Origin of the sequence: Amphritea sp. HPY, from assembly GCF_050870985.1 — a bacterium.
Taxonomy (GTDB): Bacteria; Pseudomonadota; Gammaproteobacteria; order Pseudomonadales; family Balneatricaceae; genus Amphritea.
On record NZ_CP194015.1, the window covers coordinates 5,130,994 to 5,154,819 of the forward strand.

20 protein-coding genes and 1 pseudogene are annotated in these 23,826 nt (G+C 51.4%); 11 read left to right on the plus strand and 10 right to left on the minus strand.

All coding sequences use genetic code 11. The features are described from left to right. Positions 1-68: 68 nt before the first annotated feature. From ACQUQM_RS22855 to ACQUQM_RS22870, 4 genes and pseudogenes are all read right to left on the minus strand, one after another. Complete coding sequence (locus ACQUQM_RS22855; protein WP_432472173.1) at positions 69-365, minus strand: hypothetical protein; 297 nt, start codon at positions 363-365, stop codon at positions 69-71. A 75-nt stretch (positions 366-440) separates the two neighbouring features. Beyond that, positions 441-2,213, minus strand: a complete 1,773-nt coding sequence (locus ACQUQM_RS22860; RefSeq protein ID WP_432472174.1) for a Na/Pi cotransporter family protein — start codon at positions 2,211-2,213, stop codon at positions 441-443. Between the two features lie 220 nt (positions 2,214-2,433). Next, the gene (locus ACQUQM_RS22865) at positions 2,434-2,877 is read right to left on the minus strand and encodes a ComF family protein (protein WP_432474882.1); all 444 of its coding nucleotides are present in this window, start codon (positions 2,875-2,877) and stop codon (positions 2,434-2,436) included. Between the two features lie 75 nt (positions 2,878-2,952). Further along, positions 2,953-3,183: pseudogene (locus ACQUQM_RS22870) on the minus strand (double zinc ribbon domain-containing protein); the annotation flags it as partial. A gap of 89 nt (positions 3,184-3,272) precedes the next feature. Between ACQUQM_RS22870 and bioB the strand changes: the two are divergent. From bioB to ACQUQM_RS22905, 7 genes are all read left to right on the plus strand, one after another. Beyond that, positions 3,273-4,319, plus strand: coding sequence for a biotin synthase BioB (bioB, locus tag ACQUQM_RS22875; RefSeq protein WP_432472175.1), 1,047 nt, complete (start codon positions 3,273-3,275; stop codon positions 4,317-4,319). A 51-nt stretch (positions 4,320-4,370) separates the two neighbouring features. After that, positions 4,371-5,540 carry an 8-amino-7-oxononanoate synthase gene (gene bioF / locus ACQUQM_RS22880; protein ID WP_432472176.1) on the plus strand — a complete coding sequence of 390 codons (1,170 nt, stop codon included), beginning with the start codon at positions 4,371-4,373 and terminating at the stop codon, positions 5,538-5,540. Then, positions 5,537-6,301, plus strand: a complete 765-nt coding sequence (gene bioH, locus ACQUQM_RS22885) for a pimeloyl-ACP methyl ester esterase BioH (protein WP_432472177.1) — start codon at positions 5,537-5,539, stop codon at positions 6,299-6,301. The genes bioF and bioH overlap by 4 nt, the downstream gene beginning before the upstream one ends. Then, the gene (gene bioC, locus ACQUQM_RS22890; protein WP_432472178.1) at positions 6,298-7,110 is read left to right on the plus strand and encodes a malonyl-ACP O-methyltransferase BioC; all 813 of its coding nucleotides are present in this window, start codon (positions 6,298-6,300) and stop codon (positions 7,108-7,110) included. Before bioH ends, bioC begins: the two co-directional genes overlap by 4 nt. Next, positions 7,103-7,795: a dethiobiotin synthase gene (bioD, locus tag ACQUQM_RS22895; protein WP_432472179.1), complete on the plus strand. Its 693-nt coding sequence runs from the start codon at positions 7,103-7,105 to the stop codon at positions 7,793-7,795. The genes bioC and bioD overlap by 8 nt, the downstream gene beginning before the upstream one ends. A gap of 175 nt (positions 7,796-7,970) precedes the next feature. After that, positions 7,971-8,216 (plus strand): hypothetical protein, encoded by a 246-nt coding sequence (locus tag ACQUQM_RS22900; RefSeq protein WP_432472180.1) that lies wholly within the window; start codon positions 7,971-7,973, stop codon positions 8,214-8,216. 47 nt (positions 8,217-8,263) lie between these two features. After that, entirely contained in the window at positions 8,264-9,133 is an 870-nt protein-coding gene (locus tag ACQUQM_RS22905) for a putative metalloprotease CJM1_0395 family protein (protein ID WP_432472181.1), read from the plus strand. 275 nt (positions 9,134-9,408) lie between these two features. Here the strand turns inward: ACQUQM_RS22905 and ACQUQM_RS22910 are convergent, their stop codons facing one another. From ACQUQM_RS22910 to xseA, 4 genes are all read right to left on the minus strand, one after another. Then, the gene (locus ACQUQM_RS22910; protein WP_432472182.1) at positions 9,409-10,170 is read right to left on the minus strand and encodes an alpha/beta fold hydrolase; all 762 of its coding nucleotides are present in this window, start codon (positions 10,168-10,170) and stop codon (positions 9,409-9,411) included. 111 nt (positions 10,171-10,281) lie between these two features. Next, a complete protein-coding gene (locus ACQUQM_RS22915) occupies positions 10,282-10,908 on the minus strand; it encodes an FKBP-type peptidyl-prolyl cis-trans isomerase (protein ID WP_432472183.1) in 627 nt (208 codons plus the stop codon). Between the two features lie 65 nt (positions 10,909-10,973). Next, positions 10,974-11,825: a peptidoglycan DD-metalloendopeptidase family protein gene (locus tag ACQUQM_RS22920; RefSeq protein WP_432472184.1), complete on the minus strand. Its 852-nt coding sequence runs from the start codon at positions 11,823-11,825 to the stop codon at positions 10,974-10,976. 11 nt (positions 11,826-11,836) lie between these two features. Further along, positions 11,837-13,183 carry an exodeoxyribonuclease VII large subunit gene (gene xseA / locus ACQUQM_RS22925; RefSeq protein ID WP_432472185.1) on the minus strand — a complete coding sequence of 449 codons (1,347 nt, stop codon included), beginning with the start codon at positions 13,181-13,183 and terminating at the stop codon, positions 11,837-11,839. Between the two features lie 166 nt (positions 13,184-13,349). On the opposite strand from xseA, the gene guaB reads away from it, so the two are divergent. The 3 genes from guaB (at position 13,350) to tadA (ending at position 17,101) form a co-directional block, all read left to right on the plus strand. Then, positions 13,350-14,819 carry an IMP dehydrogenase gene (gene guaB / locus ACQUQM_RS22930; protein WP_432472186.1) on the plus strand — a complete coding sequence of 490 codons (1,470 nt, stop codon included), beginning with the start codon at positions 13,350-13,352 and terminating at the stop codon, positions 14,817-14,819. A gap of 123 nt (positions 14,820-14,942) precedes the next feature. Continuing rightward, the gene (guaA, locus tag ACQUQM_RS22935) at positions 14,943-16,523 is read left to right on the plus strand and encodes a glutamine-hydrolyzing GMP synthase (RefSeq protein ID WP_432472187.1); all 1,581 of its coding nucleotides are present in this window, start codon (positions 14,943-14,945) and stop codon (positions 16,521-16,523) included. A 62-nt stretch (positions 16,524-16,585) separates the two neighbouring features. Continuing rightward, on the plus strand, positions 16,586-17,101 hold the full coding sequence (gene tadA, locus ACQUQM_RS22940; protein ID WP_432472188.1) for a tRNA adenosine(34) deaminase TadA: 516 nt from the start codon (positions 16,586-16,588) through the stop codon (positions 17,099-17,101). Here tadA and ACQUQM_RS22945 read toward each other — a convergent pair. Both ACQUQM_RS22945 and mltF read right to left on the minus strand, forming a co-directional pair. Continuing rightward, a complete protein-coding gene (locus ACQUQM_RS22945) occupies positions 17,098-18,036 on the minus strand; it encodes a M14 family zinc carboxypeptidase (RefSeq protein ID WP_432472189.1) in 939 nt (312 codons plus the stop codon). The genes tadA and ACQUQM_RS22945 overlap by 4 nt on opposite strands. Positions 18,037-18,209: 173 nt before the next feature. Further along, a complete protein-coding gene (gene mltF / locus ACQUQM_RS22950; protein WP_432472190.1) occupies positions 18,210-19,724 on the minus strand; it encodes a membrane-bound lytic murein transglycosylase MltF in 1,515 nt (504 codons plus the stop codon). A 113-nt stretch (positions 19,725-19,837) separates the two neighbouring features. Between mltF and purL the strand changes: the two genes are divergently transcribed. Then, positions 19,838-23,740 carry a phosphoribosylformylglycinamidine synthase gene (gene purL, locus ACQUQM_RS22955; protein WP_432472191.1) on the plus strand — a complete coding sequence of 1,301 codons (3,903 nt, stop codon included), beginning with the start codon at positions 19,838-19,840 and terminating at the stop codon, positions 23,738-23,740. Positions 23,741-23,826 lie beyond the last annotated feature (86 nt).

A 23,826-nucleotide genomic window follows, 5' to 3' on the forward strand; every position in this document is an offset into this window, starting at 1 on the left:
GCGTGGATAATGCCTGGCGGGCAGGTTATTTACGCGTCACGACTCATCCACTGATTTGATGCTTTGACCTAATCTTCTGACTTGTAGCCAGGCATAATCTGTGGTGCCAGGGTGCTGAATATGCTGTTTTTTTCAGACTCGCTCAGCCTCAGCTGATTTAGCCCTTTATGAAGTCCGTTGAGCACATCCTGTTGCTGGCCCTGATCGCCGCTGTTGGCTATTCTACTCAGTTCCATACCCAGAATCATGTTGGTCTGTTCCGGTGATTGGGCATATTCCGGGTTTTCTCCCCGTACCTTAATCGCATGGCCGATAAACTCACGGGTTAGCTGGCAGGCACGGTTTTCCAGGTTGTTTTCAGTCATGATTCTGCTCGGTCTTCTTTAAATGGGTGACGGCGATATTGTGCGTGTTCCTGGGCAGTATGGCCAGCGCCTATATTATTCAGCAATTGCCTTTCGTGGCTGCTCGGGAGGCTTTCCCGAGCTGTTATCCCCGGCATCAGAGACTTCATCGATAGCGTCGGACTCGGCTTCGGTCATTTTCTCATTATCCGTTTCGCTAAGTTTATTGCTGTGCTTATGCTCGGTGTGTATGGGTTCGCGGTGTTCAATCGGACTCAGGCTACTCCAGTAGCGGCTGCTTTTTTCGGCTTGTTCCGCCAGACGGTGAATATGGCTTAGCGAATCCAACAGATCGGTACCCTCTTTTGGCGAGAGGCGGGATTCGATCATTGCATCCAGTATATGCTGTTTGATCTTTTGGTATTTTTTTTCCAGCTTGTGCAGCAATGTCCGACTGTTGGCGGAAGAGAGGTCGACCTCATCATCGATGATAGTTGCATTGAGCATCTTGTTAGTGATTTTTTTCAGGTTGTAGATATCCCGCTGAGTGTTACTGTCAGTCACCTGTGAAAAGCGTTCGCTGTACATGACAATCAGGCCTGATAGCCGGGCAATTTCGTTATGGTAACGAGCTACCCGCATCGCAGAAGGAAGAATCTCGGCTGATTCTTCGCTCAGGTTCTGTTGTGCCAGTTTCTGGTTAAAGCTGCCGATCTTAGTGATCAGTTTATTGATACAAACAATCTGGGCCTGAATATGGCTCCGGTCGTTAGCTTCGGCGCTGAGTGCTTCTTTGGCCAGCGTACCGGACATGCGACTGACCCGGGCCAGCTCCCGGGTCATGGCATCAATTGCCAAAGGTGGAGTCTCGAGAATGTTTTTATCCAGATAGACCGGTTTGGCGGCATCGGCTTCAGCGGTTCTGAAGCGGCGATTGAGGAACTTCTCCATTGGCGTGGTGAGGGGCCACATTAGCAGCACGCCCAGCAGGTTAAACAAGGTATGGAACAGGGCCAGAAGTATCACCATGTCAAAAATATCAGTCAGGCCGGAGCTGTTAATTACACCGGACAGTGTCATTAGTAAGACCAGCCCTACCAGTCCTGTTATCAGATTGAATATAACGTGGGCGCAAGCGATACGTTTGGCATTGGATGTAGCGCCAATAACCGAGAGTGCTGCGGTGGATGTAGTACCGAGGTTCGCGCCGATTACCAGGGCTCCGGCGGCTGTAAGCGGAATTGCTCCGGCCGCGGCTAAAGACAGGGTGATCGCCATAGCTGCGCTGGAAGACTGGATCAGTACTGTCAGAGTGAAACCTGCCAGCATGAAGAGTGCCAGGCCGACAGAGGTTGTTCCAACCTCCTGCAATGGAAAAGCATTCTCAAGGCCAATGAATGTGTCTTTGAGAAATGACAGGCCAATAAAAAACAGGCCGAAGCCGGTCATGGCGGTACCAAAATGGGCCTGTCTCCGGTCACCTCCTACCAGCCGTATAAGCATTCCCAGGCCGATCATGGGCAGGGCGAATATGCTGATTCTGAAATTAAAGCCGATGGTCGCAACCAGCCAGCCGGTCATCGTGGTGCCGATATTGCAGCCATAGATCACCGCGATGGATTGGCCGAGGTTGAGTAAGCCGGCATTGACGAAGCCGATTGTAGCAATAGTGACGGCTGTAGAAGACTGCACCAGCGCGGTAATCAGGGTCCCGGAGGCTAACCCCCGTAAGCGAGATTTAGTCGCGGCCTGTAAGGCTTTTCTGAGGCTTTGTCCGGCTGCGCTTTTCAGACCGTTGGTCATCATTTGCATACCGAGAAGAAAGAGGCCAAGGCCTCCGATAAGATCGCCAATATTGGATAGATCCATTAGGGCTCACTCCTTGGCACAGTCATTTTGATGGCGGATGCTGTGCGACTAGATAGCTATGAAAGAGGCGCATAAAAGTGCAGAAACAGTGTGTAACCCTGCCGGGTGTTATCGCAGGGATCGCCTGTATAAGCCTCACGGAAACATAAGAGACCTATTTAAAAGCGCCTAACCTATTAATCAGCTGTATAACCTATAAATCGGCTGCAGTACTTAAAAGTTAATACTCTTTTGGTGTTCGGGCAAGGGCCCATATATCAACCCGGTCGCAACCGGCCCGCTTCAGTGTTCTGGCTATTTCGTTTGCAGTGGTGCCGGTAGTGACAACATCATCGATTACCGCAACGTGTTTCGGTGGTGCTTGCCTGCAGCTAAAACTATTCCGCAGATTACGTTGCCGCTGAGCGGCATCAAGCTGTATTTGATGCTCAGTGTCAGTGTTTTTTTCCAGAAGGTAGTAATTGCTGGGTATGCCCGTGTGATGGCTCAGACATCGGCTGATGATCGCCGCCTGATTGAACTGGCGCTGTAGCAGACGTTGCCTGTGCATCGGCACCGGGATAAGTAGGTCCGGTCTGGTAGAAATATCCAGACGGGCTAATAAAAGCTGCGTTAACAGGTTGAGGTAATGCACTTTATTATTAAATTTAGCCTGCATGATCATCAGATTAATCGGAAATTGATACGAGAAGGCTGCGCTGACTTTATCGTAAGCGTATGATTTTTTTAGACACTGGGCGCAAATCAAATTACGGGCATCGCTGCTTGTTGCGGACAGAGCCAGGGGTAGAGAGCAGCGTTGGCAGCTCTGCTTCAGCCAGGGCAGGTCGTTTCTACAACCAGAGCAGATAGGCAGAGAGTTTCGATGGTTTTGAGAGCAGAGTAAGCATTTGTTGAGCTGGCTAAACAATAACCAGTAGTTCTTGTTTTGGAAAAACATAGTTGACAGTTCCTTCTGTCGCTTTATCATTAACCGTTAGCCAAATAGGCGAGTCTCAAACACTCTAAACTGGTTGTAAACACTCGCCGAACACCTTAGATCACAGGATTTTGACCACGATGCCACAGACTATTACAGCGATCAGACATGACTGGAGCGAAGCGGAAGTTCGCGCTCTGTTTGAACTGCCTTTCAACGATCTCATGTTCCAGGCTCAGACTGTGCATCGGCAGCACTTCAACCCTAATGAGGTACAGGTTAGTACACTGCTATCGATCAAGACAGGCGCCTGTCCTGAAGACTGTAAATATTGCCCGCAAAGCGGTCACTACAATACAGGGCTTGAAAAAGAGCGCCTGATGCAGGTCGAAGCGGTACTGGAGAAAGCGAAAAAGGCCAAAGAGACGGGTTCTACCCGGTTCTGTATGGGGGCTGCCTGGAAGCATCCGGCCGATAAGGATATGCCTTATGTGGTTGAGATGGTCAAAGGGGTTAAAGAGCTGGGTCTGGAAACCTGCATGACGTTAGGCATGTTAGATGAGGATAAAGCAGGTCAGTTGGCTGATGCGGGTCTGGATTATTACAACCATAATCTCGATACCTCACCGGAATTCTACGACAAGATTATTACTACCCGTACCTATCAGGATCGCCTGGATACGCTGCACAATGTACGCGAGTCCGGCATGAAGATCTGCAGTGGCGGTATTTTAGGTATGGGTGAGACGGCAACTGACCGTATCGGTTTGCTGCGTCAACTGGCTAATATGCCGAAGCATCCCGAGAGTGTGCCTATCAATATGCTGGTTAAGGTTGCCGGTACGCCGATGGAAAATGTCGAAGACCTGGATCATCTGGACTTCGTTCGTAATATCGCAGTTGCCCGTATCATGATGCCGCAGTCCCATGTTCGTCTTTCCGCTGGCCGTGAAAGCATGAGCGATGAGATGCAGGCGATGACCTTTATGGCTGGCGCTAACTCTATCTTCTACGGTGAATGTCTGTTGACTACGCCGAATCCTGGCACCCACCGGGATCTGCAGCTGTTCAAGCGTCTGGGGATCAATCCTGAACAACGTATCTCTGAAGCAGATGATACTCAGGAGCAGGCGATCCTGAGTGATCTGCAGAAGCAGCAGGATAGCGGTCACTTCTACGAAGCTTAATCTTTATTGGCGGATCGCTACGGCGGTCTGCCACCACAGGGATCTTAACCGATGTCTTTTGATCAGCTAGGTGCAGAGCTTGCAGAACGTAAGCAGCAATCTTTGTATCGTCAGCGCCGTATCCTGCAGAGTCCGCAAGCGCCCTTAGTACAGGTCGATGGTAAAACCTACCTGGCGTTTTGCTCCAATGATTATCTGGGTTTAGCCAATCATCCTGATGTTATTGCCGCGCTGAAACAAGGTGCCGATAAATATGGCGTAGGCGGTGGTGCTTCTCATCTGGTGAACGGTCATAGCCAGGCGCATCACCAGCTTGAGGAAGAGCTGGCTGAATTCACCGGTCGGCCCAAAGCGTTACTCTTTTCTACCGGCTATATGGCCAATATCGGCGCTATTAATGCACTGCTGGATAAACGTGATGGCGTATTTCAGGACCGGGTAAATCACGCTTCCCTGCTCGATGCCGGACTGCTCAGCGGTGCCCGTTTTCAACGCTACCTGCATAACGATGCGGATAACCTTAATACCCGGCTGCAACGTACTGAAGCCCGGCGCAAGCTGGTGGTCACGGACGGTGTGTTCAGTATGGATGGTGATCTGGCTGAACTGCCGGCTATCTGCTCAACTGCCGCAGACCACAAAGCCTGGGTGATGGTCGATGATGCCCATGGGATCGGTTGCATTGGCCGACAAGGGCGGGGAACTGCAGATCATTTTAATATGGGATCTGATCAGGTTCAGGTGCTAATGGGAACATTAGGTAAAGCCTTTGGTACCGCCGGTGCTTTTGTAGCCGGCTCCGAAGAGCTGATTGAAACTCTGGTGCAACACGCCCGTACCTATATTTATACCACCAGTATGCCGCCAGCAGTGGCCGAAGCGACCCGGGCCAGCCTTAAGTTAGTGCAACAGGATGAATGGCGTCGGGATAAGTTGAATCAGCTGATTAAACGGTTCCGTGCCGGCTGTGAACAGCTGGGACTGGAGTTGATGGATTCACCGACGCCGATTCAACCGATCATGGTTGGTGAAGCAGATAAAGCGATGCAGATGAGTGCTGCCCTGGAAAAACAGGGGATATTTATCGGGGCGATCAGACCGCCGACGGTACCGCAAGGGGCTGCCCGGTTGCGGGTAACCCTGAGTGCAAGTCACAGTGAAGAGCAATTGGATCGCCTTCTCGATGCACTTGATAAAGTGCAACAGGAGAGTGTGGTATGAGTTTGTACTCCGCGCACTATGGTAATGCCGATGGCACACCACTGGTACTGTTGCATGGCTGGGGAATGCACAGTGGTGTCTGGCAACCGTTGCTGGAACAACTGTCGGACTATTCGATCACCCTGATTGATCTGCCGGGGCTGGGGCGCAGTGCTGCCGCAGTGCCTGAGCCCTATACTCTGGATGCCGTCTCTGAATTGCTGGCTGAAGTCGCACCTGAACAAGCTGCCTGGCTGGGTTGGTCACTTGGTGGCATAGTAGCAATGGCGTTTGCAGACCGCTATCCACAGCGGGTCAGTAAGCTGGTTACCCTGGCTAGCAGTCCTTGTTTCGTACAGCGGGGTGACTGGACTGCCGGGATGGATAGACAGACCTTTAATGAATTTGAAGCGGCCGTGGCTGATAACCCGGCTAAGACTCTGCAGCGTTTTAATATGTTGCAGGTGCAAGGTAGCGCAACCGCCCGAGCGGATCTTAAACAACTCAAAGCAGTGCTGGCTGAGACAGAGATGCCTCATGTTCATGGTTTGTTGAATAGCCTGGCGCTGTTGCAGGATGATTACCGCGATCTGTTTGCCGAAGTTGAACACCCTGCTCTGCATATACTGTGTCAGCTTGATACATTGGCCCCGGCGGACATTGCCAGCCAGCTCACAGGGATCTGTCCGCAGGCGGAAACAGCGGTGCTGCCTGGGCAATCCCATGTGCCTTTTATTTCAAGCGCTGAACAGCTGGCCAGTGTTGTGGATAACTGGATATGAGTATGTCGTCTGCCGGTTCTCATGGTGTCACACAGTTCGCTAAGGCCGATATAGCTGATTCATTCAGCCGTGCTGCTGTAAGTTACGATGCGGTGGCGGAGCTACAACGAAGTGTAGGTACAGAGCTGCTGCGACAGCTACCAGACGATAATGTCGGGGTGGTGCTTGATCTTGGTTGTGGCACCGGTTTTTTTGGTCCACAGCTGAACCGGACATTACAGCCTGATCATCTTATATCGCTGGATCTGGCCCAGGGGATGCTGCAGTTTGCCCGTACCAACCGGGCTACTGAAAATGGCAGTTGGTTATGTGCCGATGCTGAAGCGCTGCCGCTGGCAGATAGCTCGGTTGATCTGATCTTCTCCAGTCTGGCCATCCAATGGTGTGAAAATTTACCGGCCCTGTTTTCCGAGGCTGCGCGGGTATTGCGTCCTGGTGGACGTTTTCTATTTTCTACCCTGGGCCCGGATACGCTCAATGAGTTACGCAGCGCGTGGTCCAGTGTCGATCAATATCAGCACGTGAATCGTTTTATAAGTCATTCGACTTTGTCAGAGTCAGCCGGGAATTATTTTGCTCAGGTCGCTGTGGCCGAACAGCGTCAGGTACTGCTGTATGATGAAGTACGAGGCCTGACAAACGAGCTAAAAGGTATTGGTGCGCACAATATTAGCCATGACCGCCAGGGTGGGCTGACCGGTAAGGCGCGTATTACTGCTTTTAAGCAGGCTTATGAAAAGTTTCGTGGTGATGACGGTAAGTTGCCAGCCACATATCAGGTTTTTTACGGGGAATTGATTAATGGCTAGGAACGCAATCTTTGTTGCAGGAACCGATACCGATGTCGGTAAAACGTTAGTCGCCGCAGGGTTACTACAGGCAGCCAATAACCGTGGATTAAAGACTGTGGCTGTTAAGCCGGTCGCAGCTGGTTGCGAGCAGACTGAAGATGGATTACGCAACGCCGATGCATTGTTGTTACAACAAACCGCATCACTGAAGATAAGCTATGAACAGGTTAACCCGATAGCGCTGGAGCCGGCGATAGCTCCTCATATAGCCGCACAGCAATTGGGACGCAGGCTGGATGCTGACCGGATGGCTGCGTTGTGTCGCGGTGTGATGATGCAACCTGCCGATCTGGTGGTGATAGAAGGCGCCGGAGGCTGGCGGGTTCCGCTAAACAGTCGGCAGACACTGGCTGATCTGCCCAAACAGCTTAAAGTACCGGTGGTATTAGTGATCGGTATGAAATTAGGTTGTATCAGTCATGCCTTGCTGACGGTGGAAGCTATCGTCAAAGATGGTTTGCGACTGGCAGGCTGGGTGGCAAATCGGATTGATCCTGATATGAGCTGCTATCAGGAAAACCTTGATACCCTGAAAGGGATGTTGTCAGCACCTTTGTTGGGCGAGATTCCCGTACTTAATGACACGTCGCCAAAAACAGTTGCTGACTACCTGGATATAGATCCCATAGTGGGATGTTCATAAAATGACCACCGGCTCTGGCTGGGCTATACTGCGCTGAGAATAAATACGAGTTACTGTGCTTGGTCTGCTGTTTGTACTTTGTTTGTACTTTGTTTGTACTTTAAGTTCAAAGGCTTAGGTTTGAATACTTAGCTAAAGACTTAGTCATGGCATCGTCCTTTTTTGAGGTGTGATTATGAACGTTACATCAGCACTGAGTAGCGGTCTGCTGGGGCTTAACCGAGGCCTTGACGGCGTCCAGAAAGCGGCCAGCGATATCGCGGGGTCGGGTAAATCCGATACCCCGGAGCAGGCTACCGGCAAGGATGTTAACCAAGCGTTGACCGAGCTGGTGGTAGAAAAGAATGCGGTGGCAGCCTCTGCGAAAGTGGTGCAGTCTGCTGAAGAAACCCTGGGTACATTGATCGATACCCGAGCCTGATTCAATTCAGGTGTAATCGGGATAAGTCATAGCAGGAGGTGGTATTGATGCAGTTACAGACAGCTGTCAATTCACTGGCTGTTAATACCTATCAGTCACTTTCATCCGCCAGCGTTAATCAGCCTGCGGTCACAGGAACCGTTGCACCTTCGGCTCCATCCCCTGAAAAAGTACAATCCGCTCCACCTCCATTGATCGTGCCTGCCAATAGCGCTGGCGCAGAACTTAATGGGCACTCTGAAGATCGTCAGCGATTCAATAAAGATTCCCTTACTGAACGTAGCAATGATAAGCCGCCGGAACTGTCAGTTAGTGATGAAGAGCTGCGCCTCATTCGGGAGCTGGCTGCCCTCGATCGTGAGGTGCGCCAAAAAGAAATTAGCGATTCGGCTGTAAGCGCTGGGCAAACAAATGCTAGCGGTCTGGAATATGAGCGTGGCCCGGATGGGCGTAGCTATGTGATCGGGGGGGAGGTGAGTATTGATACTTCTGCCGTGCCTGATGATCCTGAAGCGGTACTGGAAAAAACAGAATTGATTCTGAGGGCAGCACAGGCAGTAGCAGAGCCTTCGTCGCAAGATCGAGCGGCAGCCGACCGGGCCGTTGCCCTGGGAGATGAGGCGAGAGCAGCGCTTAACAAAACAGAGTCTGGCCGTCAGGATTCTGAAGCCCAGGAAGCTGATGCAGCCCGAAATGATGCAGCAGAGTTGCGTGAAGCGCTGCGCTCAGAAAAGCAGCAGCGACAGTTTGAAGAACAGTTGCAGCGTAAAGAGGTGCTGGCGGAAAAACTGCAGGACTTTAATCAACAGCTTGAAGAGGTGAATCAGAGGTTTGCCGAAATCAACCAGCTTATGATTGATGCCGGCGTCTTCAAGAAGTTATTTCCTGAAGGAACGGTTTTCGATCAAATAGTTTAAGGGCCGTAGCTAGACCGCCGCTACGCGGCTCGCTAGAACGTGACGCAAGCGTCACTGCTAGTGGCTAGAATAATCAAAAGCAAAAAGCAAAAAGCAAAAAGCAAAAAGCAAAAAGCAGGAAAGTCAGTCTCTTCACTTTTAATTTTAAAACTAAGCGCTAGCTTACGAAGCAGGTTTCCCTCTGTGTAAATTAAGAAGGCTTCTTCTAGCCACTAGCAGCAAAGCTTGCTTTGCGATCTAGCAAGTCGCGAGGCGACGTTCTAGCTACTGTTTTTTCACTTCTGCAGGTATTTCAAAACCATCTTAGTAAAGATTGCTGCCTTTTCAGCGTGGGGCCAGTGGCCGGCGTCCTGAATCATGCGGTAGTCCGCCTGGGGAAATAGCTTAAGCAGCGGTTTCCTGTAATCGGCGGTCAGGTAATCGGAGTTTTCACCTTTGATGAATAGCACCGGGGCCTGATAAGCTGGACCTTCGGGGGCTGCGCTGATGTTATCGTAGCAGGCTTCCAGAACGGGCAGGTTCATGCGCCAGGCGAAGGCTTTCTGTTCGTCACGGTAAAGGTTCTTAAGCAGGAACTGGCGTACCGCCATTTCCGGAATAAACAGGCTTAGTTGCTGATCGGCATCGTTACGGGACTTCAGCGTACCGAGGTCTACAGCATTGAGACCGCGCAGCACATCCTGATGGTGGTGTGGGTATTGTACCGGTGCGATATCGACAATAATCAGCTTGTCGATCCGTTGTGGGTTATTCAGCGCCAGCTGCATCGCTGCTTTACCACCCATTGAGTGACCAATAATGCTGGTGCTACTCAGGCAATGATCGTCCATCAGCTGGATGATATCTTCAGCCATCTCTGGATAACTGATGGTGTCATTATGGGGAGAGCGGCCGTGGTTACGCATATCCACCGCATAGACCGTGAAATGTTCAGCTAAAGCTTTGATCTGCCCCCCCCAGTTTTCCAGGGTGCCAAACAGACCGTGCATAATGATCAGGGGCTTACCGTTACCCAGGATCTGAACATTCAGTTTCATCTGTCTCTCCGATGTTGGTTTGTTAATGAATATTAGTTCATCGCATAAAAAAGCCGATGCAGTGAGTAAACGCTGTATCGGCTTTATATTACTGAGAGTAAGTATTTACTCTTACAGGATTTCCAGCAGTTCTACGTCGAATACCAGAGTGGCAAACGGCGGGATACCACCTGGAGAACCTTGCTCACCGTAAGCCAGCTGGTATGGCACGGTCAGACGCCATTTAGCGCCTTTAGTCATCAGCTGCAGAGCTTCAGTCCAGCCAGCGATTACGCCGCCAACAGGGAATTCAGCTGGCTGACCACGGTCATAGGAGCTGTCGAATACTTTACCGTCTGGGAAAGTACCGTGGTAGTGAGTGCGAACAGTCGACTCAGGAGTCGGGTTTGCAGCGCCTTCTTCACCGGCGGTCAGGATTTCGTACTGCAGACCGGAATCGGTAACAAATACTTCTTCACGCTGGGCGTTCTTATCCAGGAACAGCTGGCCTTCAGCCGCTGCTTCCTTCGCTGCTGCTTCAGCTTGCGCTTGCAGGCGAGACTGAATCTCGTTAAATGCTTCCTGGATCTTTTCAGCTTCGATGCTCAGTTCGTCACCGGCAAAGGCTTGTTTGATACCTGCTACAACAGCGTCAAGCTCAACGCCTTCGAAGCTTTGGTTGGCAACGTGGTCGCCCATCTGACGGCCGATACCGTAGCTGGCGATCTGTTCAATCGTTTCAAGTTTTAGTTCAGACATGATTCTCAGTCGATTCGGTTTTTAAAGAAGGCGAAGCCTAGCATATTTGACAGGCTTTTTCTCACCTACAATTTCTCATCTACAAACAGTAACGGATCAACACGGGTGTTGTTCAGGCTGACGCTCCAGTGCAGGTGGGGGCCGGTTACCCGGCCGGTCTTGCCTATAGCACCAATACTATCGCCGGTCTGGACAATGTCGCCTGGCTTAACGTCGGTACGGCTCATATGGCAGTACATAGTGGTCAGGCCATGACCATGGTCGATAATGACAGTGTTGCCGTTAAAAAAGTAATCGCCGACGGCAACTACAGTGCCTGTTGCCGGTGCTTTGATTGCGCCGCCCTGACCGCCGGCTATATCCAGCCCGCTATGTGGGTTGCGGGGCTGGTCGTTAAAAAATCGCTTCAGGCCAAAGGGGCTGCTGAAGCGGCCCTCGGCAGGCAGGTTAAATTTCAGGGTTGCCAGGTCCGGTGACGACCAGTGGGTAAACGCGGCGGTCATCTCATTTTTTTCACGTTTATAGCGGGCCAGATCCTGCTTGTTGGGGTTGACGTGACGCTTATTGGTTACCGTCAGGCGCTGTTCTTTGTAGGCTTTATCCTGAACACGGAAGGGGAAGCGAACACCGTCGGCTTTCATCAATTGTTCTTTATCCGGCTTAGCTGACAAGGGGATGCCAACGATAGCCAGCCATGGCGACTGGCCCTGAAAGTCTGTGTTGGTGCTGGGTATAACCATTACCCTGTTGCCCCGGTACCAGGCTGAGGGTGCGGTGGTTGTATTTAGTCCGGTGAGTGGCATCAGCGAAATGCCGCCCGGTACCCGGGATTCTTCAGGTAGCTCCATGGCGGTTGCGCTGTAACTTAAGGTTAGAGTGCTTAGGGCTAAAGTTAGGGCGGCTAAAACTGTGCGCATCGGAAAACTCCTTAATCCGTTTCTGTGGCGATAACCTGGCTGCGAATACGGCCATTATGCAGACGGGTGGTTATTTCCTGTCGGGGCTGTATAAGGCCGATATCATGGATAACTTTACCTTCAGCATCCTGAACGATGGCATAACCCCGTTCCAGGGTTGCCAGCGGGCTGACGCTGTTAAGCTTGCCGGCCAGCGCTTTCAGGTTGAGTCGGTGTCTTTCCATCAGACGGCCGGTCTGCTGCTGCAAGCGGTGTTGCAGCTCTTCAACTCGAAGCTGGTATAGCGCAATTTGCTGTTCAGGTACTGCACGCTGATAGCGGAATTGAACGGTTTGAAAACGATCTTGCAGATGACTCAGTTTGAGTTGTATCGCACGCTGCAGTCTTATTTCAAGCTCATCCAGCTTTTGTGCGCGCTCAGCGAGCCTGTCTCCCGGGTGCTTGAGCCGTGAACTGGTCCATTCTAACTGCTGTTTTCGTTGCGCCAGGGAGCGCTGCAGTGCCAGCACCAGCCGTTGCTGTAGTTGCTGAATACGCTGCAGGATCTGTTGCTGATCCGGGCTGATCAGTTCGGCTGCGGCTGAGGGGGTCGGTGCTCTCAGGTCGGCAACGAAATCAGCAATGGAGACATCGACTTCATGGCCGACAGCGCTGATGACCGGAATTGCACTCTGGAAAATGCTGCGGGCAACGATCTCTTCGTTAAACGACCAGAGATCCTCCAGTGAACCACCTCCACGGCCAACAATCAGAACATCGCACTGGCCTTGATGGTTTGCTATCTGAATCGCATTCGCAATCTGTTCCGCAGCACCTGTTCCCTGCACTGCTGTCGGGAAGATCGTTACCGGCAGAGAAGGAAAGCGACGTTTTAATACCGTCAGGATGTCGTGTACGGCTGCGCCTGTTGGTGAAGTGATGACGCCCAGGTGTTGCGGATGTTGTGGGATTGGTTTTTTAAACGCCGAATCAAACAAGCCCTGCTGCTCTAGTTTGATTTTCAGCGCTTCATAGGCCTGTTGCAAAGAACCAGTGCCGCTCTCTTCCATATAGTCACAGATCAGCTGGTAATCACCCCGTCCGGGGTAGAGGCTGACCTTGGCCCGGACCATTACCTGATCGCCATTCTTTGGCTGGTATTTGAGGTACTGACAACGACTTCGGAACATCGCGCAGCGCACCTGTGCGCCGCTGTCTTTGAGGGTGAAATACCAGTGACCCGAACTGGGTCTGACAAAGTTGGAAAGCTCTCCCTCGACCTGAATAGTGAGGAATGAACTTTCCAGCAAAGACTTGACCTGGCGGTTAAGTTCTGTGACGGATAGGGCCTGGTTTTTAGGGGGATTATTTGCCTGCATAAGCGGCATCTTAAACTAACCGGCCAGTGGTTTGTAATCTGCTATCAGGATAATTGTGAAAATGGTTGAAATTCGCTGTAAAGGGTCGCTTTTTGATTGTCCAAACTACTACAAAAGGCTATAATCCCGCGTCTTATTTTTTCTAGACTACAGGCAAGCTCTTACTATGTTGCGAATCGCTGAAGAAGCACTCACTTTTGACGATGTTCTGTTGGTACCGGGTTACTCCGAGGTTCTGCCAAAGGATGTATCGCTGAAGAGCCGCTTGACTAAGGGAATTGAACTGAACATTCCTCTGGTTTCGGCTGCAATGGATACTGTGACAGAGTCCCGTCTGGCTATTGCCATGGCGCAGGAAGGCGGTATCGGTATCATCCATAAAAACCTGACTATCGAGCAACAGGCAGCAGAGGTGCTGGCTGTTAAGAAATACGAAGCAGGTGTGGTAAGTGATCCGGTTACTTGTAGCTCTGATATGTCTGTTGGCGAGCTGAATCAGCTGGCTGCACGTCTTGGTTTTTCAGGTTTCCCTGTTATCGATAATGGTGAGCTGGTTGGTATCGTTACCGGCCGTGACGCCCGTTTCGAAAAGAAGCTGGACGCTACCGTCGCTTCGATTATGACGCCTAAAGATCGCCTGGTTACCGTTGAGGAAGGCGCCGATCCGGATGATGTGCGTAATTTGCTGCGTCGGCACCGTATCGAAAAAATTCTGGTAGTCGGTGATAACGATACCTTGCGCGGTATGATGACCGTAAAAGATATGAACAAGGCGCAGACTCACCCGAATGCCGCAAAAGATGAAAAAGGTTGCCTGATCGTTGGTGCCGCTGTCGGTACTGGTCCTGAAACCGCTGATCGTGTCGATGCACTGGTTAAGGCTGGCGTTGACGTGATCATTGTAGATACCGCTCACGGTCACTCTAAAGGTGTTATTGATCGTGTTGCCTGGGTCAAGCAGACTTACCCACAGGTACAGGTAATCGGCGGTAATATTGCAACTGCCGATGCCGCTATCGCTCTGGCTGAAGCCGGTGCTGATGGCGTTAAGGTCGGTATCGGTCCTGGGTCTATCTGTACTACCCGTATCGTAGCCGGTGTTGGTGTACCTCAGATCAGTGCTGTTGCTAATGTCTCTGCGGCGCTGGAAAAATACGGCGTGCCTTGTATTGCCGATGGCGGTGTACGTTTCTCCGGTGACCTGTCCAAGGCGGTTGTTGCTGGTGCTTCTGCGGTAATGATCGGCTCCATGCTGGCGGGTACCGATGAGGCGCCGGGTGATGTTGAGCTGTTCCAGGGACGTGCCTATAAGTCATACCGTGGTATGGGCTCTCTGGGTGCGATGGCGCAGAGCACTGGTTCTTCTGACCGTTACTTCCAGGATGCGACTCAGGGCGCTGAAAAGCTTGTACCTGAAGGTATCGAGGGTCGCGTTGCCTGTAAAGGTCCGATGTCGGGTGTGGTACATCAACTGGTTGGTGGCCTGCGAGCTTCCATGGGCTATACCGGTAGCAGCGATATTACGATGATGCGTACGGTGCCACAGTTTGTTCGTATTACCAGTGCGGGTATGGCTGAAAGCCACGTACACGATGTAAGCATTACTAAAGAGGCGCCAAACTACCGCGTTGGTTAGGCGACTCAAAGCAAGTAAAACAGGTGGGATGGCTTCGGCCCTCCCACTTTTTCTTTTTTAACAACTACTGAAAGCGGTCTTTAATTGTTCGCTCAAGGTAGAGATTCCTTTGGAGTCATTACGATGTCACAAGATATTCATGCTCAACGAGTTCTGATTCTGGACTTCGGTTCTCAGTACACTCAGCTGATTGCGCGTCGCGTTCGGGAGATCGGTGTTTACTGCGAAATCCATGCCTATGATATGGATGAAGCGGCGATCCGCGAATTTAACCCTAAGGGTATTATCCTGGCCGGTGGCCCGGAGTCTGTTACTGAGGGTGATTCTCCTCGTGCGTCACAGGTTGTATTTGACCTGGAAGTGCCGTTACTGGGTATTTGCTACGGCATGCAAACCATGGCGGAGCAGCTCGGCGGTAGTGTAGTTACTTCCGATAAGCGTGAGTTTGGTTACGCCAAGGTTCGTCTGGAAGATAGCCCTAGCCGTTTGCTGGAAGGAATTGAGGATCATATCGCCAACAACGGTTCGCTGTTGCTGGATGTCTGGATGAGTCATGGCGATAAGGTCGGAGACCTGCCGGAAGGTTTTGGTGTGATTGCCAGTACTGAAAGCGCTCCGGTTGCAGCGATGTGCCATCCGGGTAAGAATTATTACGGTTTGCAGTTCCATCCTGAAGTAACTCATACCAAGCAGGGTGGCCGTATTCTTGAGCGTTTCGTACGCGAGATCTGTGGCTGTGAAGCTTTGTGGAATCCTGCCAATATCATCAGTGATCTGATTGAGAAAGTTCAGCAGCAGGTGGGTAGTCAGAAGGTCCTGCTGGGTCTGTCTGGTGGTGTTGACTCTTCGGTTGTTGCCGCCCTGTTGCATAAGGCGATCGGTGACCAGCTAACCTGCGTGTTTGTTGATAATGGTCTGCTGCGTAAGAACGAAGGTGACCAGGTGATGGACATGTTCGCCAAGAATATGGGCGTTCGAGTAATTCGCTCTGATTCCGAAGATCTTTTCCTGGGTCGTCTGCTGGGTGAAAGTGATCCGGAAGCTAAGCGTAAAATTATCGGTAATACCTTTATCGAAGTGTTCGATGAAGAAGCGACCAGGCTGAAAGATGTTAACTTCCTGGCGCAGGGTACTATCTATCCTGACGTTATCGAGTCCGCTGCTGCGAAGACAGGTAAGGCGCATGTCATTAAGTCACACCACAATGTAGGTGGTCTGCCTGATGATATGAAGATGGATCTGGTTGAGCCGCTGCGTGAGCTGTTCAAAGATGAAGTACGTAAGATCGGTCTGGAGCTGGGTCTGCCATACGATATGGTTTACCGTCATCCGTTCCCTGGTCCGGGTCTGGGCGTGCGAATTCTGGGCGAAGTTAAGAAAGAGTATGCCGATATCCTGCGTGAAGCGGATGCTATCTTTCTGGAAGAGCTGCATGCTGCTGACTGGTATCATAAGACCAGCCAGTCTTTTGCGGTATTCCTGCCGGTTAAATCGGTCGGTGTCGTTGGCGATGGTCGTCGTTATGAATATGTGATCGCACTGCGTGCGGTTGAAACTATCGACTTTATGACAGCGCGCTGGGCGCATCTGCCATATGAACTGTTGGAAACCGTATCTGGTCGTATCATCAATGAGATACCACATGTTTCCCGTGTAACTTATGATGTAAGTTCTAAGCCGCCAGCCACGATTGAGTGGGAATAAGTAGCTTAAGCTAACCACTTTAAAAGCCCGCATCCGCGGGCTTTTTGTTATATTGCGGTGCTATGACTAAACAAACAGATACAGATCAGAAGTGGATGGAGCATGCGCTTGAGTTGGCTGAACGAGCGGCTGCAGTCGGCGAGGTTCCGGTAGGTGCGATAGTCGTGTTAAGCGGTGAGGTGATCGGTGAGGGTTGGAATCAGCCGATATCAGGGCATGACCCAACTGCCCACGCAGAGATTATGGCGTTGCGTGATGCCGCTGCGCGGGTGGAAAATTACCGCCTTGTTGGCGCTACCCTGTATGTCACTATTGAACCCTGCACTATGTGTGCCGGAGCTATTATCCATTCCCGGGTTGCCCGTGTGGTGTTTGGTGCGAGCGAGCCAAAGGCCGGTGCTGTGGTCAGTAATGGGCAGGTGTTTGAACAGCCCTGGATGAACCATCGACTGGAGTGTGAGGGAGGCGTGCTCGCCGACCGCTGTAGCGGTCGGATCAGTGATTTTTTTCGTCAGCGCAGGGCTGAAAAGAAGGCTGCAAAAGCGGCGCGACTGGCCGGTGGCGCCAGGTCGGGTTAAAGCGGTGAGTTGTTGCTATCACTGCTTTTCCGCGCCAATAGTGTACCGTCGCCTTCAGTTCTCAATTTAATCCAGTGGATCAAATCGCTCCACATGCGATTCATATCTTTCTTTTTCGGCATGATTCCGGCGTGTTTCAGCTCGATTGTCATGACTGGAATCTGTTTTACAAACCAGCCATAGTTACCCAGAGAGCCGGGATAGGTTCCCAGTTGCTTAAGCCGTAAAGGGCCGAGCTTGGTCGGTGGTTTGATAGAGCCATCAAAATCAAGGATGCCGTGGGGAGCATGCACAGAGACGATCACATCAGGCTTCAGTTCTTCGATCAGCTGATGTATCGCCTGGCTTTCCGGTTCGCTGAGCGGGCTGGTTCCCGGGTAGTAGCGGGCGCGCTTCCTGGCGTAGGTTTGCCAGTGTTGCAGTGGATCGATCGAGATCTGGGCGGGAATAAAGTTGCGGTTAAGATCAACTTTGTTGGCATTCACCCGGCTGGATCTTTTCTGTAGCAGGCCATCGGGGTTGGTCAGGGGCATAAAGTGCCATTCAAAGATTCCGCTGTGGTGTTCTTTGAGCGTGGTGAGCCACTTAAAGGACACGCTGACACTGGAATATTCATCACCATGGATGCCGCCGAGAAATAGAATTCGGGGTGCGTGGCTGCGGGCGGTGGCCGGGAAGTGTTTTTCCAGCAGCACCTGTTCTTTATTAGAGTAAAAGCGCGGTGCGTCGAAGTCGATTGCTAAGCATTCGCTGGTGGATACGCTGCTGAGTTTGCTGCCGATTGACTGGCACAGGCGATTGATAGCAGTGCGGTCTACTGTGTTGGCTGTCGTCCCGACAGTTGTTTGTTTTTCAGGCTGGGGGTCAGTTGTATTGGTTTGCTGTTGGGGTTGCTCTGAACTGTACTGTTCGAGTGGGTCAGCGGGCTCAGCCATACTGAAACCTGCGCTGGTTAGCATGCATAATATCAAAAGCTGGCGCAGTGTTGTGATGAGCTGGGGCAAGACAGGTACCTGTTAATCGGGATGGCCACGCGGGCATTGAATTGGTTAGGTCGGGTATTTTAATCTGCTTTGCCGGTGATGTGGAGTGTTTAGAGGGGATTAGGTCAGAGAGCGGTTGGGATGCTGTTTATAAGCTCGCTGGCCTGCCTGTTTTGCTCAATGCTTTTACGGCCGGGCATTACGATCTCGCCTTCATTTTCAGCGGGGGATAGCTGATTTTGATTGGCTGTCAGTTGTTCATGTTGTAGTTCCCAATTGAGCAGATCGTAATAGTTGCGGATATTCTTAACGTACAGGACCGGCTCGTAGCCTCTGGCATAACCTCGTTTGACCGTGCTGTAATATTTGCTTTGGGTAAGCAGGGGCAGGAATTGCTTAACGTCATCCCACAGGTCGGGGTTCTTGCCCGCTCTGACAGTCAGGATTCGGGCATCCTCAAGGTGGCCAAAACCGACATTATATGAGGCCAGGGCAAACCAGATCCGGTCAGGCCCCTGAATTCTTTCAGGAATTTTTGCCATTACTTTTTCAAGATAAGCGGCGCCGCCATGAATGCTTTGGATCGGATCTGTACGGTCCTGGATGCCGACCTCTTTAGCGGTGTCTTTGGTCAGCATCATGATACCTTTTACCCCGGTGGGGGAGACTGCAGCAGGATTCCAGTGGGATTCCTGATAGGCGATGGCTGCGAGAAGGCGCCAGTCAATATCGGTATCCTGTTCCGCCATGAGGAAGTACTGTTCCAGTTTACAGAAGCGGTTTTCTTTATCGCGGCGGAAGGTTTCGATGTCGACGTAGCTGAGTCGGTTCTGTCGCGTCAGATACTTTTTCTTCAGGCTGACCAGAAGCTCCTGAGTAGTTGCGCGTTCAAAAAAACGTCGCAGTGCCCGTTGCAGGCTCTGATCATTTTGCTTGACCATCATCCAGGCTACAGGTTCCGGTTTGCTTAAGACCAGGGCTTTGTTAAGGCCTGGGAAATATGACTTCTGCGCATCAAACACCAGATCGTCTGAGATGGTGTAATCAAGTTCTTTGTTATATACGTTCTCGAGTAGCTGGGTCCCGGTCATGGTGCTTGTTTCCTGCCACTTCAGGTCAGGATTGGTTTGTTTCAGGGAGCGTAATAATTCGGCGTGGCTGCTGTTGGCAATGACTTTCAGTTCTTTGCCTTCAAGGTCCGCGATGGTCTTAGGCTTTGGTTGGCCGCGGGTCGTACGATAGATGATAGTCGGAGTACTGTAAGCATAAGGTGGCGAGAAGCGGAATTCCTCTTTGCGCTGTTCCGTCATGCTCAGGCCGGCTGCCGCAATGTGTGCACTGCGATTTCGCAGCAGGTCGAATATCTCGCCGAAAGTGTCGGGGATAATCAGTTCAAGCTCAACACCCAGGTATTCAGCAAAGGCTTTTGCCATTTCATATTCAAAGCCGGCAGGCTGGCCATTATTGTCGATATAGTAGGTTGTTGAAGTGTTTCGGGTAGCCAGACGCAGCACGCCATTTTGTTGAATCGCATCAACCTGGGTGCGAGTGCTTTGGCTGAACATGAATAATGCTGCAAATAGTGACAGCACTATCAGCAGGAAAAGTAGCTCTCTGGCATGAAAAATATTAATTCGCATAAGAATCTTGGGCTTTTTCTGGTAACTAAACCGCTATTTCAGTAAAATTTGCCCTTAATTTTCTCCTACATACTACCTAACAGTTAGGCACACTCAAGAGGCTCGATATTAACATGCTGGTACTGCGTGGAGCGCCCGCTCTTTCTGCTTTTCGTCACGATAAGCTGCTGTCTGTCCTGAAATCAAAAAATGCACAGATCACCGGTGTTTACGGTGAGTTCATGCATTTCGCGGATCTGGAGCAAGCTCTTTCATCCAATGAGCAAGCAACTCTGGAACGAATCCTCCGCTACGGACCTAAAGCTAAAGCGGAAGAGCCTTCAGGTCAATTAATTTTAGTGGTGCCACGTTCTGGTACTATCTCTCCATGGTCCAGTAAGGCAACCGACATTGCTAAAAACTGTGGTCTGACTGCAGTTAAGCGTCTTGAGCGGGGCATTGCTTATTATGTTCAGGCTGCGCAGTCATTGACTGAATCTGAGCTGGAGCTGGTTAAGCTCGAGTTGTTTGACCGTATGGTCGAAGAGGCGCTTGCCTCAATCGATCAGGCCGGGGCGCTGTTTCGGGCCGAAGAGCCTGCACCATTTACCCGGGTTGATATCCTGGCGGGTGGTCGTGATGCATTAACTAAAGCGAATACTGATCTGGGTTTGGCGTTAGCTGACGACGAGATAGGGTATCTGGTGGATAGTTTTGTTGAGCTGGGCCGCAACCCGACTGACGTCGAGCTGATGATGTTTGCTCAGGCTAACTCTGAACATTGCCGTCATAAGATTTTTAATGCGTCCTGGGATATTGATGGCGAAGCGCAGGAAAAATCACTGTTTGCGATGATCCGTAACACGAATGAACTGGGTGGTGAGAACATTCTTTCGGCTTACTCCGATAACGCTGCGGTTATGGTAGGTAGCGAAGCGGGTCGATTCTTCCCGAATCCGGAGACCAAGGAGTACAGCTACAATCAGGAAAGTATTGAAATTCTGATCAAGGTTGAAACCCACAACCATCCGACAGCGATAGCGCCTCATTCCGGCGCCGCTACTGGTTCCGGTGGTGAAATTCGTGATGAAGGCGCGACCGGCAAAGGTTCAAAGCCGAAGGCGGGTTTGACTGGTTTCACAGTATCTGATCTGAATATTCCAGGCTTTGAGCAGCCGTGGGAGTCTAAGTATGGTAAGCCTGAGCGCATCGTCAGTGCTCTGGATATTATGCTTGAAGGTCCTGTTGGCGGCGCAGCGTTTAACAATGAGTTTGGTCGCCCGGCCCTTAACGGATACTTCCGTACCTTCGAACAGAAGGTTAATGGTGCCGCGGGTGAAGAGGTGCGTGGTTACCACAAGCCGATCATGATCGCCGGCGGTTACGGAAATATTCGTACCGATCATGTGGATAAAGGTGAGATCCCGGTCGGCGCTAAACTGATCTGTCTGGGTGGTCCTGCGATGCAGATCGGTCTGGGTGGTGGTGCGGCTTCCTCGATGTCTTCCGGTACCTCTTCTGCAGATCTGGATTTTGCATCGGTTCAGCGCGATAACCCTGAGCTGGAACGTCGCTGTCAGGAAGTTATCGATCAGTGCTGGCAGCAGGGTGATGCTAACCCTATCGCATTTATTCATGACGTTGGTGCCGGTGGTCTGTCAAATGCTTTCCCTGAACTGGTAAAAGATGGTGGTTGCGGCGGTGATTTTGAACTGCGTAACGTGAATAACGATGAGCCGGGTATGTCTCCGCTGGCTATCTGGTGTAATGAAGCCCAGGAACGTTACGTGATGGCGGTTGAGCCTAAGGATATGGCTCGCTTCGAAGCAATCTGTGCCCGTGAACGTTGCCCATATGCAGTTGTTGGTACTGCAATCGAAGAGGAGTACCTGACCCTGGGTGATACTCACTTTGAGAATAAACCGGTCGACCTGCCGATGAGTGTTTTGTTTGGTAAGCCGCCTAAGATGCATCGCAGCGCTAAGCGTACTGCGTACGAAGTACCAGCGTTTGATTCTTCTTCTATTGCGCTTAAAGAAGCGGCTGAGCGGGTACTTAAATTACCTGCAGTGGCATCTAAGTCATTCCTTATTACTATTGGCGATCGCTCGATTACCGGTCAGGTAGCACGTGATCAGATGGTTGGCCCATGGCAGGTTCCGGTGGCGAACTGCGCCGTGACAACGGCATCATTTGATACCTTTGCCGGAGAAGCGATGGCGATGGGTGAGCGTACCCCGCTGGCGCTGGTTGATTCGCCAGCATCAGGCCGCATGGCGATAGGTGAGACTTTAACAAACCTGGCTTCGGCACGGATTGCTGATATTGTTGATATCAAGCTATCGGCGAACTGGATGTGCGCTGCTGGTCATCCGGGTGAAGACGACAAACTCTACGATACCGTTAAGGCGGTAGGTATGGAGCTGTGTCCACAACTGGGAATCACTATCCCGGTTGGTAAGGACTCAATGTCAATGCGCACTGTCTGGAATGAAGATGGTGAAGATAAGTCTGTAACGGCGCCGACCTCGCTGATTATCACCGGCTTTGCACCGGTAACGGATGTACGTAAAACGGTAACGCCACAGCTGCGTACCGATCAGGGTGAAACCGATCTGATTCTGCTGGATCTGGGTAATGGCAAGAACCGTCTTGGTTTGTCGGCACTGGCGCAGGTGTATAGCGAAGTAGGTCAGGATGTACCGGATGTGGACGATGCTGAGCAGCTGAGCGCTTTCTTTGCTGCGATTCAGGAGTTGAATGAGCAGGGTCTGTTATTGGCATACCATGACCGTTCTGACGGTGGCTTATATACTACCCTGGTGGAAATGGCATTTGCCGGACATGTAGGTGTTGATATTAATCTTGATATGCTGGCGGCTGACAGTTCTGAGTTTGCTGCTGCATTGTTTGCTGAAGAGCTGGGTGCAGTCATTCAGGTTAAGCGTGATCAGCTGCAAACGGTTCTGACTGAATTGAATGCTGCGGGTCTCGCGGATATCACTAAGGTGATCGGATCCCTTAACCCGGATGATGAGTTGCGTTTCCACTTCGACGATGAAGAGATCTACGCTGAATCCCGTACTCAGCTACAGCGCTGGTGGGCGGAGACCTCATACCGGATGCAGGCACTGCGTGATAATTCAGAATGCGCTGAGCAAGAGTTTGATGCGCTTCTTGATAAAGCTAACCCAGGTCTGAGCGCAGAGCTCAGCTTTGACCAGAGCGACAATGTTGCCGCGCCGTTTATTCAAACCGGTGTCCGGCCGCAGATGGCGATTGTTCGTGAGCAGGGAGTTAACGGTCAGATCGAAATGGGCGCTGCCTTTGATCGTGCCGGTTTTGCTGCTGTGGATGTTCATATGAGTGATATCCTGGAAGGCCGGGTTGATCTGGAGCGCTTTAAAGGTCTGGTTGCCTGCGGTGGTTTCTCCTACGGTGACGTCCTGGGTGCTGGTGAGGGCTGGGCTAAGTCGATCCTGTTTAACAGCCGTGCCCGCGATCAGTTCCAGTCATTCTTTAATCGTGACGACACCTTTGCCCTGGGTATTTGCAACGGTTGTCAGATGCTGTCAAACCTGCACGAGCTGATTCCTGGTGCCGATCTGTGGCCGCACTTTGTGCGCAATATGTCTGAGCAGTTTGAAGGCCGGGTAGCGATGGTCGAGGTTCAGGAAAGCAAGTCGGTTCTGCTGCAAGGTATGGCTGGCTCGCGTATGCCGATCGCTATCGCCCATGGCGAAGGTCGTGCTGAGTTTACTGATCAGGCGCATCTTCAGAATCTGCAAAGCTCAGCTTCGGTTGCCCTGCGTTATGTGGATAACTATGGTCAGGTTACCGAGACTTATCCGGCCAACCCGAACGGTTCGCCGGAAGGTATTTCTGGTGTTACTTCTGCCGATGGTCGGGTGACTATCATGATGCCTCATCCTGAGCGTGTGTTCCGTGCTGTGACTAACAGCTGGGCGCCGGAGGAGTGGAGCGAAGATGGTGCCTGGATGCGGATGTTCCGTAATGCCCGGGTCTGGGTTGGTTAAAGGCAGTTGCTAGAACGCCGCTGCGCGGCTTTTAGTGGCTAGACGGAAACTGCGTTTCCTCGCTAGAAAAAGCAAAACAAAAAACC

What these genes read in the sequence shown, in the direction of transcription:
- ACQUQM_RS22855 (WP_432472173.1), bottom strand. Translation starts at nt 365, where the DNA reads ATGACTGAAAACAACCTGGAAAACCGTGCCTGCCAGCTAACCCGTGAG.
- ACQUQM_RS22860 (WP_432472174.1), bottom strand. Translation starts at nt 2,213, where the DNA reads ATGGATCTATCCAATATTGGCGATCTTATCGGAGGCCTTGGCCTCTTT.
- ACQUQM_RS22865 (WP_432474882.1), bottom strand. Translation starts at nt 2,877, where the DNA reads ATGATCATGCAGGCTAAATTTAATAATAAAGTGCATTACCTCAACCTG.
- bioB (WP_432472175.1), top strand. Translation starts at nt 3,273, where the DNA reads ATGCCACAGACTATTACAGCGATCAGACATGACTGGAGCGAAGCGGAA.
- bioF (WP_432472176.1), top strand. Translation starts at nt 4,371, where the DNA reads ATGTCTTTTGATCAGCTAGGTGCAGAGCTTGCAGAACGTAAGCAGCAA.
- bioH (WP_432472177.1), top strand. Translation starts at nt 5,537, where the DNA reads ATGAGTTTGTACTCCGCGCACTATGGTAATGCCGATGGCACACCACTG.
- bioC (WP_432472178.1), top strand. Translation starts at nt 6,298, where the DNA reads ATGAGTATGTCGTCTGCCGGTTCTCATGGTGTCACACAGTTCGCTAAG.
- bioD (WP_432472179.1), top strand. Translation starts at nt 7,103, where the DNA reads ATGGCTAGGAACGCAATCTTTGTTGCAGGAACCGATACCGATGTCGGT.
- ACQUQM_RS22900 (WP_432472180.1), top strand. Translation starts at nt 7,971, where the DNA reads ATGAACGTTACATCAGCACTGAGTAGCGGTCTGCTGGGGCTTAACCGA.
- ACQUQM_RS22905 (WP_432472181.1), top strand. Translation starts at nt 8,264, where the DNA reads ATGCAGTTACAGACAGCTGTCAATTCACTGGCTGTTAATACCTATCAG.
- ACQUQM_RS22910 (WP_432472182.1), bottom strand. Translation starts at nt 10,170, where the DNA reads ATGAAACTGAATGTTCAGATCCTGGGTAACGGTAAGCCCCTGATCATT.
- ACQUQM_RS22915 (WP_432472183.1), bottom strand. Translation starts at nt 10,908, where the DNA reads ATGTCTGAACTAAAACTTGAAACGATTGAACAGATCGCCAGCTACGGT.
- ACQUQM_RS22920 (WP_432472184.1), bottom strand. Translation starts at nt 11,825, where the DNA reads ATGCGCACAGTTTTAGCCGCCCTAACTTTAGCCCTAAGCACTCTAACC.
- xseA (WP_432472185.1), bottom strand. Translation starts at nt 13,183, where the DNA reads ATGCAGGCAAATAATCCCCCTAAAAACCAGGCCCTATCCGTCACAGAA.
- guaB (WP_432472186.1), top strand. Translation starts at nt 13,350, where the DNA reads ATGTTGCGAATCGCTGAAGAAGCACTCACTTTTGACGATGTTCTGTTG.
- guaA (WP_432472187.1), top strand. Translation starts at nt 14,943, where the DNA reads ATGTCACAAGATATTCATGCTCAACGAGTTCTGATTCTGGACTTCGGT.
- tadA (WP_432472188.1), top strand. Translation starts at nt 16,586, where the DNA reads ATGACTAAACAAACAGATACAGATCAGAAGTGGATGGAGCATGCGCTT.
- ACQUQM_RS22945 (WP_432472189.1), bottom strand. Translation starts at nt 18,036, where the DNA reads ATGGCTGAGCCCGCTGACCCACTCGAACAGTACAGTTCAGAGCAACCC.
- mltF (WP_432472190.1), bottom strand. Translation starts at nt 19,724, where the DNA reads ATGCGAATTAATATTTTTCATGCCAGAGAGCTACTTTTCCTGCTGATA.
- purL (WP_432472191.1), top strand. Translation starts at nt 19,838, where the DNA reads ATGCTGGTACTGCGTGGAGCGCCCGCTCTTTCTGCTTTTCGTCACGAT.